Origin of the sequence: Gilliamella sp. W8123 (genome assembly GCF_016101085.1) — a bacterium.
Lineage (GTDB): Bacteria > Pseudomonadota > Gammaproteobacteria > Enterobacterales > Orbaceae > Gilliamella > Gilliamella apis.
In genome coordinates this window covers 19,812-33,642 of sequence record NZ_JACFRE010000010.1, presented here as the reverse complement: position 1 = coordinate 33,642, position 13,831 = coordinate 19,812, and the positions used below count along the sequence as shown (strand labels likewise).

At 34.3% G+C, this 13,831-nt stretch carries 14 protein-coding genes and 1 pseudogene; 6 read left to right on the top strand and 9 right to left on the bottom strand.

Annotated elements, in window-relative coordinates:
- Positions 1-49: 49 nt before the first annotated feature.
- Together ilvN and ilvI are read right to left on the bottom strand one after the other, a co-directional pair.
- The gene (gene ilvN / locus H3T56_RS10875; RefSeq protein ID WP_065578222.1) at positions 50-544 is read right to left on the bottom strand and encodes an acetolactate synthase small subunit; all 495 of its coding nucleotides are present in this window, start codon (positions 542-544) and stop codon (positions 50-52) included.
- Entirely contained in the window at positions 544-2,262 is a 1,719-nt protein-coding gene (ilvI, locus tag H3T56_RS10870) for an acetolactate synthase 3 large subunit (protein ID WP_198192987.1), read from the bottom strand. Before ilvI ends, ilvN begins: the two co-directional genes overlap by 1 nt.
- A 316-nt stretch (positions 2,263-2,578) precedes the next feature.
- Between ilvI and ygfZ the strand changes: the two genes are divergently transcribed.
- Entirely contained in the window at positions 2,579-3,454 is an 876-nt protein-coding gene (gene ygfZ, locus H3T56_RS10865; RefSeq protein WP_198192984.1) for a tRNA-modifying protein YgfZ, read from the top strand.
- A 73-nt stretch (positions 3,455-3,527) separates the two neighbouring features.
- Here the strand turns inward: ygfZ and H3T56_RS10860 are convergent, their stop codons facing one another.
- The 5 genes from H3T56_RS10860 to ppdD all read right to left on the bottom strand — a co-directional run bounded on the left by H3T56_RS10860 (position 3,528) and on the right by ppdD (position 8,389).
- Positions 3,528-4,694, bottom strand: a complete 1,167-nt coding sequence (locus H3T56_RS10860; RefSeq protein ID WP_198192982.1) for a M20 aminoacylase family protein — start codon at positions 4,692-4,694, stop codon at positions 3,528-3,530.
- 182 nt (positions 4,695-4,876) lie between these two features.
- Positions 4,877-5,620, bottom strand: a complete 744-nt coding sequence (locus tag H3T56_RS10855; RefSeq protein WP_198192980.1) for an A24 family peptidase — start codon at positions 5,618-5,620, stop codon at positions 4,877-4,879.
- Positions 5,620-6,795, bottom strand: a complete 1,176-nt coding sequence (gene hofC / locus H3T56_RS10850; protein WP_198192978.1) for a protein transport protein HofC — start codon at positions 6,793-6,795, stop codon at positions 5,620-5,622. The genes H3T56_RS10855 and hofC overlap by 1 nt, the downstream gene beginning before the upstream one ends.
- Before the next feature lie 21 nt (positions 6,796-6,816).
- Positions 6,817-7,923, bottom strand: a complete 1,107-nt coding sequence (locus tag H3T56_RS10845) for an ATPase, T2SS/T4P/T4SS family (RefSeq protein ID WP_198192976.1) — start codon at positions 7,921-7,923, stop codon at positions 6,817-6,819.
- Between the two features lie 34 nt (positions 7,924-7,957).
- The gene (gene ppdD / locus H3T56_RS10840; RefSeq protein WP_065578216.1) at positions 7,958-8,389 is read right to left on the bottom strand and encodes a prepilin peptidase-dependent pilin; all 432 of its coding nucleotides are present in this window, start codon (positions 8,387-8,389) and stop codon (positions 7,958-7,960) included.
- A gap of 185 nt (positions 8,390-8,574) precedes the next feature.
- Between ppdD and ampD the strand changes: the two are divergent.
- Positions 8,575-9,111, top strand: a pseudogene (gene ampD, locus H3T56_RS11815) (1,6-anhydro-N-acetylmuramyl-L-alanine amidase AmpD); the annotation flags it as partial.
- Between the two features lie 21 nt (positions 9,112-9,132).
- The gene (locus H3T56_RS11810; protein WP_370545551.1) at positions 9,133-9,447 is read left to right on the top strand and encodes a YqcC family protein; all 315 of its coding nucleotides are present in this window, start codon (positions 9,133-9,135) and stop codon (positions 9,445-9,447) included.
- Between the two features lie 53 nt (positions 9,448-9,500).
- Here the strand turns inward: H3T56_RS11810 and mltG are convergent, their stop codons facing one another.
- Positions 9,501-10,520, bottom strand: a complete 1,020-nt coding sequence (mltG, locus tag H3T56_RS10830; protein WP_065614253.1) for an endolytic transglycosylase MltG — start codon at positions 10,518-10,520, stop codon at positions 9,501-9,503.
- Between the two features lie 3 nt (positions 10,521-10,523).
- Complete coding sequence (gene alr / locus H3T56_RS10825; RefSeq protein ID WP_198192973.1) at positions 10,524-11,609, bottom strand: alanine racemase; 1,086 nt, start codon at positions 11,607-11,609, stop codon at positions 10,524-10,526.
- Between the two features lie 420 nt (positions 11,610-12,029).
- Here alr and H3T56_RS10820 point away from each other — a divergent pair, with 420 nt between their 5' ends.
- The 3 genes from H3T56_RS10820 (at position 12,030) to H3T56_RS10810 (ending at position 13,831) form a co-directional block, all read left to right on the top strand.
- On the top strand, positions 12,030-12,386 hold the full coding sequence (locus H3T56_RS10820; protein ID WP_086365710.1) for an ArsC family reductase: 357 nt from the start codon (positions 12,030-12,032) through the stop codon (positions 12,384-12,386).
- A 13-nt stretch (positions 12,387-12,399) separates the two neighbouring features.
- Complete coding sequence (dapE, locus tag H3T56_RS10815; RefSeq protein WP_086357544.1) at positions 12,400-13,539, top strand: succinyl-diaminopimelate desuccinylase; 1,140 nt, start codon at positions 12,400-12,402, stop codon at positions 13,537-13,539.
- Between the two features lie 103 nt (positions 13,540-13,642).
- Positions 13,643-13,831: a YpfN family protein gene (locus H3T56_RS10810; RefSeq protein ID WP_065578211.1), complete on the top strand. Its 189-nt coding sequence runs from the start codon at positions 13,643-13,645 to the stop codon at positions 13,829-13,831.

Sequence of the window (13,831 nt, the reverse complement as noted above, 5' to 3'; positions counted from 1 at the left end):
TTTATAAAAAAAGCGCCTAGCGCGCTTTTCATTTTATTTAGATGATAACTTATTTGACCGTTTTTTCACTGCGTGATAAACCAATAATACCAGAGCGAACAATTTCTACTATATTACAAGTCTCACGAATAGAGGATAGAAATGATTCTAATTTTTCACTAGTACCTGATAATTGGACAATATAATGTGTTGCTGTCACATCAACAATCGAACCTCTAAAAATATCAGCACAACGTTTAACTTCATCACGTGCATCAGAGCTTTTAGCGGCAACTTTAACTAACATTATTTCACGTTCAACATGTGGGCCTTCAGTGAGGTCATTAACGCGATAAACATTGACTAATTTATGTAACTGTTTTTGGATCTGCTCCAAAACATGTTCATCACCTGAAGTTTGAATCGTCATACGACTCATTGTTGGATCTTCAGTTTGTGCGGTAGTAATGGATTCAATATTAAACCCACGCTGTGAAAATAAACCGATAATTCTTGATAATGCACCAGGTTCATTTTCAGTTAAAATTGATAATATATAACGCATTAGGTTCTCTCCGTTTTACTAAGCCACATCTCATTCATTGCCCCACCGCGAATTTGCATTGGATAAACATGTTCTGTGGCATCAGTCATGACATCAATAAAAACTAAACTATCTTTTATAGCAAGCGCTTTTTTAAGCTTAGGTTCCAGATCTTCTCGTTTATTAATTACCATCCCAACATGACCATAAGCTTCGGCAATCTTGGCAAAATCAGGTAGTGACTCCATATAAGATGATGAATGACGACCAGCATAAATCATATCTTGCCATTGCTTAACCATGCCTAAAAAACGGTTGTTAAGGTTTAATACAATTACAGGTAAACCATATTGCAAGGCTGTTGAAAGCTCTTGAATATTCATTTGAATACTACCATCACCTGTTACACAAACTACATGCTTCTTAGGGAATGCAAGTTTAACACCCAATGCAGCAGGTAAACCAAAGCCCATGGTACCCAGACCGCCAGAAGTAATAAAATGACGAGGTTTGTCAAAGGGATAATAGAGCGCAGTAAACATTTGATGTTGACCAACATCGGTTGCAATATAAGCATCACCTTTGGTCAGCTTATATAAAACTTCAATCGCTTCTTGTGGCTTGATACTTTCACCTTCATGGCTATAAGCAAGACATTTGCGAGCTCGCCAATGCTCAATCTGCTTCCACCAATCAACTAAAGCATCTAGGTCACGTTCAGTACTAAGATCTTCAAGTTGTGTTAACATGGTTTCAACAACTTGTTTTGCATCACCTACTACAGGTATAGTTGCAGAAACAGTTTTGGATATAGACGTTGGATCAATATCAATATGAATAATTTTGGCTTTTGGACAATATTTTTCAACATTGTTAGTAGTTCTATCATCAAAACGAGCACCTATTGCAAAAATAACATCTGCATTATGCATTGCCATATTAGCTTCATAGACACCATGCATACCAATCATGCCTAAATATTTTTTATCTGTTCCGGGAAAAGCACTAATTCCCATTAACGTTGAGGTCACAGGCAGATTGAGTTTATCTGCTAGTGATTTAACCACATTGCTAGCGTCAGCACTAATTACCCCACCACCAATGTATAACACAGGTTTTTTAGCTGCTAATAAGGTAGTTAATGCTTTTTTAATTTGCCCTTTATGTCCTTGAGTCGTTGGATTATAAGATCGCATTGTCACTGACTTTGGATAATTATAATTATATTTGTTAGCTGGATTAACTATATCTTTCGGCAAATCAATAACAACTGGACCGGGGCGACCAGTAGAGGCAATATAAAACGCTTTTTTAATCGTTTCTGGAATATCTTTACTATCTTTGATTAAAAAACTATGTTTAACAATTGGACGTGAAATCCCAACCATATCACACTCTTGGAAGGCATCATTACCAATTAAATTACTCGCAACTTGGCCAGATAAAATTACTAATGGCACTGAATCCATATAGGCTGTTGCAATACCAGTAATAGTATTAGTTGCCCCAGGACCTGAAGTAACAAGTACCACACCAACATCACCTGTTGCTCTGGCATAACCATCAGCCATATGTACTGCAGCTTGCTCATGACGAACTAAAATATGCTCAATACCACCTAAGGTATGAATTGCATCATAGATATCCAGAACACTACCACCTGGATAACCAAATATCTGCTTAACTCCCTGATCAATCAACGATTGAATGACCATTTCTGCGCCTGACAGTTTTGCCATGGTTGTTGCCTCCATTTATAACTTATTTGTCATTTTTGATTTATTTTGCATGAACTAATACAGAAAATCAATAAAGTCAATAATATGTGCGATATACTTATCTTTTTTGGATACTAGGCCTCATTTTTGAAAGAAATAACTTGTAAATATTCAATTAATCGATTTTAATTGGATTAATGTCAATTTTTAATTGATTGATAAATAATATCCTTATGATTTATTAAGAATTATTTATTATTTTTTGTTTGTTTTTTTTATGCATAACTTATACTAGTTATTTTGTACTCGAGTCCTTTATATTAAAAAGGTGTTTTTAATGAACAATTCTTATTGTAAACCAACTTCCCTATCTGATTGGCAATTAGTCAAAGTATCAGGTACTGACAATCGTACATTTTTACAAGGACAAGTGACTGCTGATATTAATCATCTTAATGAATATACAGCACTATTTGCAGCCCACTGTGATGCAAAAGGCAGGATGTGGAGTAATTTAATATTATTTCAACGAGGTGCAGATATTTTTTATATTGTGCGAAAAACAGTTGCCGAAAAACAAATTGCCGCTCTTAAAAAATTTGCCGTTTTTTCAAAAGTGACAGTTGAACCAGTTACTGATCTTAACCTAATTGGCTTAGAAAATAATGCCATAGAACAATCGATTATTGCAGAATTAGGTGATAATAGTTGTCTCACAAGGGGAGATGTAACGTATATCAAAATTCCATTACCTGAAATTCGAGTAATAAAAGTATCAAATGAACCATTACCAACCGACTTACAATCTGCTGATCATTGGTTAAAACTCGATTTAGAAGCAGGTTATGCCATTATTGATGAGCCAAATATTGAAAGTCTTTTACCACAGGCTTGTAACTTACAACATTATAATGCCATTAGTTTTGATAAAGGCTGTTATTGTGGACAAGAGATGGTAGCTAGAGCTCAATTTCGCGGCGCAAATAATCGTGGACTTTATCTGTTGGTTGGAAAAAGCAAGACTTTGCCAATAATTGGTGACAAGCTTGAATATGAACTTGATGGAAATTGGCGAGAAGGTGGTCAAGTATTAGCTGCATTAAAACTTGAACAAGATAATCAAATCTATGTGCAAGTAGTGTTAGCCAATGGCATTGATATTGAAACAAATTTCCGTGTTAAAGGCCAATTAGATAGTCTGTTGAATTTCTAAATTGAACTTCTAGATGGTTTAGAACCAATAATATTAATTCAGCTGGAATAAACCTATTCCAGCTGATTAAAATTTACTGTCCTAATTCTTGATATACAATTTCGATAAAATAGCGCGCACCAGTTGTCAGAATTTCATCATTAAAATTATATGAAGGATTGTGAACATTTGTGCCTTCACCTGCACCAATTTTAATATAAGCGCCAGGTATTTTTTGCAACATAAAGGCAAAATCTTCTGATCCCATCGTTGGTGGTGAATCCACAATAATCTTATCGTCACCAACAATTTTTTGTGCAGCTTTAATGGCAATATCAGCTTGTTTAGCGTGATTAATAGTTGCTGGATAACGTCGCTGATAATCGACCTCTGCTCTGGTATTGAAGGTTAAAGCAATACCTGTCGAAATATGTTTAATGCGCTCTTCTGCTAAATTTTGATCTTCAGTATTCAATGCTCTAACAGTACCGCGAATCACCGCATGTTGAGGCAGTACATTCCAAGTATCGCCACTGTGAATTTGTGTCACACTAATAACCAATGAATCAATTGGATTTAGATTACGACTAACAATCGTCTGTAAACTATTAACAATTGTGGTGGCAGTTAAAATCGTTTCTTTGCCTAAATGTGGTGCAGCTGCATGGGCACCCACCCCGGTTATTTTTATTTCAAAAACATCATAAGATGCCATCACTGCACCATGATTAATTAAAAAATGGTTTAATGCTAGATTAGGTTGATTATGCATACCATAAACAGCTTCGATGGGAAATTTATCAAATAAACCATTTTCGACCATGACTCTACCGCCACCTTCGTTTTCTTCAGCAGGTTGGAAAATAACCACAACTGTGCCAGAAAAATCTCGATGAACGCTTAAATATTTTGCTACACCTAATAAAGTTGCTGTATGTCCATCATGTCCACAGGCATGCATTTTGCCATGAATCATTGAACAGTAATCAATATCATTTTCTTCAATAATATCTAATGCATCAATATCCGCTCGTAATGCAATAGTTCGACCATTATTTTTACCATGAATAATGCCTACCACCCCTGTCGGTGCAAATTCTGTATATAGTTCAGTAATACCAAACGATTTTAATTTTTCGATAATAAACTCGGTAGTTTGTTTTTCTTCAAAAGCGGTTTCTGGATGAGCATGAATATAATGACGCCATTCGGTCATTTCATCTTTTAATGCGTTAATGCTGTTGGCAATAATATTCGTCATTGATCATTCCTTAATTACTTAACTACAAATCTGAAAGAGTTAATTGCACTATAACGTTTATTGAAAGTGAATATAAATAACGATTTTTACTAACCTTATCATTTTTAGTTATAAGCAAAATTTGACAATAGAATCAAAAAATAACTAATTAAAATCATTTAAGATAGAAACAAGAAAATTGTTCAGTTTAAGTAGAGAATAAAATACCCTGAGATTAATAAAAAGGGACCAAAAGCGATTAATTGATAGCTTTTTTTAAATAGATATTTTGAGAAAACGTAATAGATGATAGCCAACGTCGATGCAATGATTAACATTAACGGTAATAACTGGTAAGGTAACCACGCACCTAAAGCAGCAATTAACTTTATATCACCACCACCTAATCCCTGTTTACTTGTTATACAAAAAAAGATGATTGCCGGTAATTTAAGCATTAAATAGCCGAACAAAATACCTACTAGTGCATCATTGATAGTAAATGAAGATAAATTAAAGTAAGCCATTATCAACCCACCCCACATTAATGGTTGAGTAAAAAAATCTGGCAATAATAAATAGTTAATATCAATTAGTGCTAATAACAAGAAAATAACTGCAAGTAACATAAGTAAAGCACATCTAAAATTTAGCCCCTTATCCAAATAAATCAGCAAAAATAATATTGCTATAGCTAGCTCAAAAATAGCATAGCTATTGGTTATTTTATGGTAACAATAATAACAACGTCTTTTTAACATCAACCATGACAATACAGGAATTAACTGCCAAGCACTAAGTTTATGATGACAATTTTGGCATGAAGAACGAGGAATAGTAATAGCGAGCAGATATTCATATAAAGACTGCGTAGGTGAATAACGATGATAAGCAACTCGCAAAAAACTACCTATAGCAAGTCCGAGGCAAAAAAAGAGTATAGCCATTAGCTGATCACATCAGCCATTTGGAATATAGGTAAATATATCGCAATAATTAAACTGCCGATTATTGTAGCTAAAATTAGCATTAATGAAGGTTCAAATGCTTTGACTAGATTATCAGTTAAGGTTTGGTTTTGTTGTTGATAGTAAAGAGTAATATTATCCAACATAATATCTAATGAACCAGACTCTTCACCGGCATGAACTAGTTGCACACAAAGCTTCGGTAAAGCTGGATAGCTAGCTAACATTTGACTAAAGCTATTCCCCTGTTCAATCCCCGTCATAATTTGCTTGATGATATCACGGTAATAAAAATTACTTATAGTTTTAGAAGAGGCTGTTAATCCTGTCAAAAGTGGGATACCTGCTTGTTGAGTTATTGCTAATGTATGAAAAATTTGCATTAGACATTGAGATTGGATTATTTGACCAATTAAAGGGAGCTGTAATTTATGCTTATCCATAATAAATTGATAACGTACTTTAACAACATAATGAAAAAACAAATAACATAACGTAATAGCTAATAATATAAATAACCCATCTTGTCTAACATTATTAGCTACATCAATCACTAATTGCGTAAAATAGGGTAACTCTGCATCAAAGCTCTGATAAATGTCGGCAAATTTTGGCAGGACAATAAATATCATAACCATAATCACTATCACCGATACAAATAATAAAAAAAGTGGATAACGCAGCGCCTTTTTAATCTGATTTTGTATTGATAATGTTCTTTCTAGGTGATAGGTTAATTGTTCAAAACTCTGTTCTAATCTTCCCGTCAATTCACCAATGGCAATAATTTCACAATAAAGTTCTGAAAATACTGAATGGTGCTGTTTTAATGCAATCGATAGTGATTCACCTTTGGTTATTTTCTGACTAATATCGGTTAACAGATATTGCCATTGCGCTTTAGGTTGATCATCAATCAGTAATCGTAAACTCTCTACAATTGATAATCCGGCTTTTAACATTGTAGCTAACTGTTTAGTTATAATAAGCAGTTCACTAAGTTTAAAACTTTGTGAGGTAATTAAGTTACCGGAACTAATTTTAATCGCAAGTTGGCCTTCTAATAACAATTTTCTTCGCACATCTTGCTTAGATATGGCGATAATTTTATTTTGATGAAAGTTAATATCATACCAATAATAGAGTCGCTTCATGCATTATCTCCAAACTATCACTCAATTATTACCTAAAACACGATTCAATTCCGCTAGCGTAGTAATGCCTTGTTGAACGAGTTTATTGCCTACTTGCCTAAGCGATACCATATTTGGTGAGGTAATCGGTTGATTGGTTAAAATCTGTTGTTGTACTTGTGGTGTGATAATTAACAGTTCATATAAGCCTATCCGCCCTAAATAACCACCCACACATTTTTCACAACCCATGGCGATAAAATGTGGTGACGGTTCGTTATTTATCAACGTAAGCTCACTGGCTACCATTTTACAATGTTGGCACAATTTACGAACTAATCGCTGCGCAATAACTAGTTTTAAACTGGATGATAACAAGTAATTTTTAATCCCTATTTGATTTAAACGAATGATAGCCTCAATACTAGAATTGGTGTGTAGGGTTGATAACACTAAATGCCCCGTTTGCGCTGCTTGAATGGCAATCTCAGCCGTTTCAGGATCACGAATTTCACCAATCATCATCACATCGGGGTCTTGACGCAAAAAGGCTCGTAATATCACAGAAAAACTTAAACCTGCCTTAAGATTAACTGCTGTTTGATTAATACCATCTAATGGAATTTCGATCGGATCTTCAACACTACAAATATTACATTTGGGTTTATTTAATCGCTTTAAAGCACTATATAACGTCATAGTTTTACCACTGCCAGTCGGTCCTGTTACCAAAATCAAGCCTTGTGGATAATCTAATATTTGTTTAAAGGTTAATAGATCTTCCCCTGTTAATCCTAAATCATCGATGCTCAATTCTGAGTCATGATTATCCATAACCCGTAATACAATCTTTTCACCATTAATGACAGGTAAAGTAGCTATGCGCATTGCATAATTATTAATCACCAGTTGACCATCTTGCGGTAGCCGTTGTTGAGCAATATTTAAATTAGCCATAACCTTTAGTCTAGCTGCAATCTGTTTAGCTAACATTAGCGGCGGTGTTAGCATATTTTGCAAAACGCCATCAATTCTCATGCGAATTCGATAATGATTTTGATAAGGCTCAAAATGAATATCTGATGCCCGCTTATCCAATGCTGAAAGCAATAATTTGTCTAAGCTTTCGACGAGATTCTCTTCTTGCATAGCGGTTATCCTATTTATACGATATTAATCACAATTAAAATTTAAAAATATCTTCACAAGCTGTAACTAAAGTTGGCTCTGGTGGATTTGTTAGACATGTACGTGACCAATCTAAATTACCTAAATTAGCATTCAAAGTAGGGGTTAAGGTTACAGTTAGACTTGATAAAGCGCTTTTACCGACTAAATTTATTATCCCATTGGTGACATTAATTGAAGTCACATAATTGGTCGTTCTAGTCGTTGGCACACCGTTATTACCACTACTACATTTGCTTAAAGCGCCTTGCTCTATAGCACAAATTTCAATGGCTGTTTTATATGCAGTCATTGATTGCAACATATCGGTTAAGGCTGCTTTTTTTATATAACCTTGGTAAGCAGGTAAACCGATAGCAGTTAAAATTGCTATCACGACAATAGCGATCATTAATTCAAATAGAGTAAATCCAGATTGGTATTGCATAACAGCCTCACAAATCAAATAATTGTTTGATAGTGTGACTTTATAGCTAATTTAAAAAATGAAATAATATATAGAGAAAATTTTAGAACTTGAAATACAAAATGATCACCACAATCATCACAGTGGTAATTAAAATTGTGAAACAGATCGAAATTTATAGCAAATCTAAATGTATCGGAGCTATTATGCCTTTAAAAATTGTTGATGGTTGGATTAAAAATATTAAGCAAATAAAATCGCCTTATTATAATGACCGTCCAGAAGATCAACCCATCTCATTACTGGTTATTCATAATATTAGCCTACCACCTAAGCAATATGGTGGTCCTTATGTCGAACAACTCTTTACAGGTAAACTAGACCCAAACGCACACCCCTATTTTGCTGAAATTTATCAATTACAAGTATCAAGCCATTTGTTCATAAGACGTGATGGTGAAATTATTCAATTTGTCCCTTTTGATAAACGGGCTTGGCATGCAGGCAAATCTATCTTTGCAGGCAAGGAAAATTGTAATGATTTCTCAATTGGTATTGAAATGGAAGGTTGTGATACTGAGGACTTTACCGAAATACAATATCAGCAACTGGCCATAGTAACCAAATTATTACAACAAACCTATCCAATTAAACATATTACTGGCCATAGTGATATTGCCCCAACAAGGAAAACAGATCCAGGACCTTATTTTAATTGGCAGTATTACCGATCACTAATTAATTATCATAAACAAATAGATTTAATGACTAATCAATTAAGATTGATTAAAGATGAATTACAAAGATTGACACTTTGGCAACCTTCGCCTCCAGCAGCTGAGGCGTTTTTGAGTGAACAGCCATTTGCGCTTGATACCATGCAACCCTATGAATGGTTACAGTGGATATTTATCCCACGAATGCAAGCGTTGATTGATGCTAATGCTGAATTACCAAAATTTGCCCTTCATCCTTATTTTGAAGAAGCATTTAAACAGCAAGAAATGGATGTTGATGACTTATTAAAGTTGATAAAGGAACTTGATGAATTATCAACTAACCAAAGAATGGATAATTGAAAGTATTTTAGCTAAAAAAACAGCCACAAAGTGTGGCTGTATTATTGAATAAATTAATTATTATTCGTTAGTCGACGATATTCATTCACCGCTTGTTGATGGTTACTATAAGTGCTGCTGAACGTATGCCCACCGGTTCCATTAGCAACAAAAAACAGATATTTGGTTTTTGCCGGATGAGCCGCTGCCTCAAGTGAAGCCAAACTAGGCATCGCAATCGGTGTCGGTGGCAATCCTTCAATTACATAGGTATTATAAGGATTATTGGTATCAGTCAAATCAATACGCCTAATTGTGCCAGTATAATTCTCACCCAAACCGTAAATAATGGTTGGATCAGTTTGTAACTTCATATTTGCTTTTAGACGGTTAACAAAAACAGAGGCAACGTTCGCACGTTCAGAACTGATACCTGTTTCTTTTTCAATAATTGAAGCAATAATCAACAATTCATAAGGGGATTTATAAGGTAGATCACTATCGCGATTATCCCATACTTTTTGTAGATTAGTCTTCATAGTTAAATATGCCCGTTTCAAAATATTGATATCAAGACTATCTGCAGTATATTGATAAGTATCAGGTGATAACCAACCTTCTAATGGGCCATCAATACCTAACAACTTAGCAATTTCATCATGAGACTTACCTGTTAATGTTTGCTGAATATAAGGCGTATTACTAAGCACATTTAACCAATCTTTAGCACGCTTTCCTTCAACAAATTGTACATAAAAACTGCTTTCTTTACCCGATACAAGTAACTTTAAAAATTCTTCAACGGTCATATGAGGATGTAATTGATAAGTACCTGCTTTTATGGAGCTTAATGATGGATCGAGTTTATATAAATACGGAAGCAAGTAAGCTTGTTGCATCAAATTACTAGTCTTTACTTGCTCAACTAATTGATGTAATGAGGTTCCTTTTTTTAATACAAACATTTGATTATCCGTAGTGATATTCATATGTTGTTGTGAAAATTTCTGTAAAAAATAGTAACCAATACCTAATGAACCACCGACAATTAAAACTAACGTCAGTAATGTGTACACAAATAATTTTTTAATCATAACTTAATCTTTATAACGAATTTTTGCGCGTGATGTTAAGCGCGTTAATAACTCATAAGCACTAATCCCTGTATGCTCGGCAATTTGTTCAACGGGTAACTCTTTGCCCCAAAAAATAACTTCATCACCCGGTTTATCTTGGCTATGTTGTCCTAAGTCTACCACAATCATATCCATTGAAACGCGACCGACAATAGGTACAATTCGACCATTAATACATACAGGGGTATTAGCGGGAATACCTCGTGGATAACCATCACCATATCCCATTGCAACAACGCCTAAAGTGGTATCACTTTCACTAGTCCAAGTTTGTCCATAACCGACCGATTGTCCTTTTAGGTGTTTACGAACCGTAATTAACTCTGATTTAAGTGTCATAACTGGTTCGATATCTGCAACCTGATCAGTAAATGGTGAAACTCCATATAAAGCAATACCTAGTCGAATCATATTACGATGAGAATTAGGCCAAGCAAGTATACCGCCAGATGCAGCTATTGATTGCTGACTACCCACCAAATTAGCATCAAGTAAATGAATAAACTCATCAAACAATGCCATTTGTTTATTGGTTTGTGTTGAGCTTAATTCATCAGCGCTACTAAAATGGCTAATAATATTGATTGGATGACGAATAACATTGCAGTCGGCCAATCGATTAAATTCTGTCACTGCTTCATCAAGATGAAAACCTAAACGATGCATGCCTGTATCAATTTTGAACCAAGCTGTAATTTCATTTGCAAAGGGAATGGTATTTAATGCATCAATTTGCCAACTAGAATGAATAACTGGTTGTAGATTAAAATCCAGTAAATCATTGATATCATCGTGAGGAAAAAAGCCTTCTAAAAGTACAATAGAACTTCGAATACCTGATTGTCGTAACGCTATGGCTTCAGAAATACGCGCAACGCCAAAACAGTCAACCCTATCTTCAACTAACTTAGCTACACCTTCCATACCGTGGCCATAAGCATTTGCTTTGACCACAGCCATTAAAGTGCTATTTGGAGATTTTTTCCTAAAAAATTCAATATTATGTAGAATCGATTTACAATTCACTTCTACAACAGCAATAGACATTTTATATAACCTAACATATAAATTAAGTTTCTATTGTAAAATTAGTTACCAATAATCACAAATAAAAAATCAGTAATTTACAAGATTTTGTCTGAATAAATAAAATAATTATAAAAAACTCATTTAGTAATAATGCTAGTTAGTATTTTGTTAAATAACGATAATTTTCAGCCAAAATTTTTACTCCACAAAATTTTGATAAAAGTTATAAACTAATTTTTTGGTAACTGTTGTTTTATACTTTCTATAAAATTTTCCATGATAATTGGCAAACAATTCCCTCTTTGCCATTTGTATAAAAATTTCAATTGTTGTTGGGTTAGTTGAATATTAAATTAATCTCTACAGCCCTCTTGTTTGCCGTCTTTTATGATTAGCTGTTATAATCAATTTTTTCTATCTCTTTTTGGGTATATAGCTATGTATATTATTTATGGCATTAAAAATTGTAATACCATGAAAAAAGCGTTTACTTGGCTTGATGAGCATCAAATTAATTATCAATTTCATAATTATAAAACTGATGGCTTATCAGCAGAATTATTAAACGATTTATTAAAATTAGTTGATTGGCAAAGTTTACTAAATACTCGAGGTACAACTTGGCGTAAATTGGATGAAGCACTACGCAATCAAATTGATAATCAAGATGCTGCAATTAAAGTTATGTTAGCCAACCCATCAATTTTAAAACGACCATTGCTTATCGATGGTAAACGAGCATTATTAGGCTTTTCTGAAGAAAGCTATTCAGAATTTGTTAAACTTCAACAATAAAATCGAGATCACCATGACTGAACCCGTTATTGCCCTAACCAAAGCATTGATTGCTGAAAAATCAATAAGCCCTGATGACAAAAATTGCCAACAAATAATTATCGAACGCTTAAAACCACTCGGTTTTGTTATTGAAGAAGTCAATATCGGCAATACTAAAAACCTATGGGCCTATCATGGTGATTTAGCAGGAAAAACCCTGATGTTTGCTGGTCATACTGATGTTGTACCAGCTGGTGATGAAAGTAAATGGAACTACCCTCCTTTTGAACCTACTATTGATGAAAATGGCATACTCTATGGTCGTGGAGCTGCAGATATGAAAAGTGGTGTAGCTGCTATGGTTTGTGCTGCTGAATCATTTGTCAAAAAATATCCTGATCATGCCGGACGAGTCGCTTTCTTAATTACTTCAGACGAAGAAGCTGATGCCTGTGATGGTACTGTTAAAGTAGTTGATTTATTGATAAAACGCCAAGAACATATTGACTATTGTATTGTCGGTGAACCATCAAGTGATAGTGTATTCGGCGATCAAATTAAAAATGGTCGACGAGGTTCTTTAACGGCAAATTTAGTCGTGCATGGTATTCAAGGCCATGTTGCTTATCCTCATCTTGCAGATAATCCAGTGCATAGATTTGCACCAGCGCTAAATGAGTTAGTCGCAACAGTATGGGATAATGGTAATCAATATTTCCCTCAAACCACGATGCAAGTGGCTAACATTAATGGTGGAACTGGTGCTGAAAATGTAGTACCTGGTGAGTTATCTGTTCAATTCAACTTCCGTTATAGTAGTGAGTTGACCGATGAGATGATTAAGTCAAAAGTCGATGCTATTTTACAAAGACACAACTTAAACTATACCTTGAACTGGCGATTGTCTGGACAACCGTTTTTAACCCCCCAAGGTGAACTGACCAATGCAACAGCTAGTGCCATTAAAGCATTTACAAAGATTGATACCAAACTATCAACCAGTGGCGGTACTTCTGACGGCCGTTTTATTGCTAAATTGGGATGTCAAGTTATTGAATTTGGTGTAATCAACAAAACCATTCATAAAGTAAATGAAAATGTTAATTGCCAAGATATCATTACATTACAAGCTATTTATATCGATATTTTAGAAAAATTGTTACTTGCTTAAATATTTGCTCAGTTAATTGACATTTGCGTGTTGCGTGAATCTGAATGACAATACACGCATATCAACTAATTAGTAGTAAACTTATAATGCTAAGGAGATAGTAATGGAATGGCTTAAAGATTACTGGTGGCTAATTATTATCGTGTTGATTGGAATTTTTATTAATACCATTAAAGCACTAAATAAACTGAGCTATAAACATTATTTAGAAAAAAAGAAAGGGATAAAACCTATCCCATATAGTGATGATGATGAAGATGACGACTGGCCATCTCAACCTAAGCAAAACTAG

Excerpts from the sequence above, each read along its gene's own strand:
- ilvN (WP_065578222.1), bottom strand. The coding sequence starts at position 544 with ATGCGTTATATATTATCAATTTTAACTGAAAATGAACCTGGTGCATTA.
- ilvI (WP_198192987.1), bottom strand. The coding sequence starts at position 2,262 with ATGGCAAAACTGTCAGGCGCAGAAATGGTCATTCAATCGTTGATTGAT.
- ygfZ (WP_198192984.1), top strand. The coding sequence starts at position 2,579 with ATGAACAATTCTTATTGTAAACCAACTTCCCTATCTGATTGGCAATTA.
- H3T56_RS10860 (WP_198192982.1), bottom strand. The coding sequence starts at position 4,694 with ATGACGAATATTATTGCCAACAGCATTAACGCATTAAAAGATGAAATG.
- H3T56_RS10855 (WP_198192980.1), bottom strand. The coding sequence starts at position 5,620 with ATGGCTATACTCTTTTTTTGCCTCGGACTTGCTATAGGTAGTTTTTTG.
- hofC (WP_198192978.1), bottom strand. The coding sequence starts at position 6,795 with ATGAAGCGACTCTATTATTGGTATGATATTAACTTTCATCAAAATAAA.
- H3T56_RS10845 (WP_198192976.1), bottom strand. The coding sequence starts at position 7,923 with ATGCAAGAAGAGAATCTCGTCGAAAGCTTAGACAAATTATTGCTTTCA.
- ppdD (WP_065578216.1), bottom strand. The coding sequence starts at position 8,389 with ATGCAATACCAATCTGGATTTACTCTATTTGAATTAATGATCGCTATT.
- H3T56_RS11810 (WP_370545551.1), top strand. The coding sequence starts at position 9,133 with ATGACTAATCAATTAAGATTGATTAAAGATGAATTACAAAGATTGACA.
- mltG (WP_065614253.1), bottom strand. The coding sequence starts at position 10,520 with ATGATTAAAAAATTATTTGTGTACACATTACTGACGTTAGTTTTAATT.
- alr (WP_198192973.1), bottom strand. The coding sequence starts at position 11,609 with ATGTCTATTGCTGTTGTAGAAGTGAATTGTAAATCGATTCTACATAAT.
- H3T56_RS10820 (WP_086365710.1), top strand. The coding sequence starts at position 12,030 with ATGTATATTATTTATGGCATTAAAAATTGTAATACCATGAAAAAAGCG.
- dapE (WP_086357544.1), top strand. The coding sequence starts at position 12,400 with ATGACTGAACCCGTTATTGCCCTAACCAAAGCATTGATTGCTGAAAAA.
- H3T56_RS10810 (WP_065578211.1), top strand. The coding sequence starts at position 13,643 with ATGGAATGGCTTAAAGATTACTGGTGGCTAATTATTATCGTGTTGATT.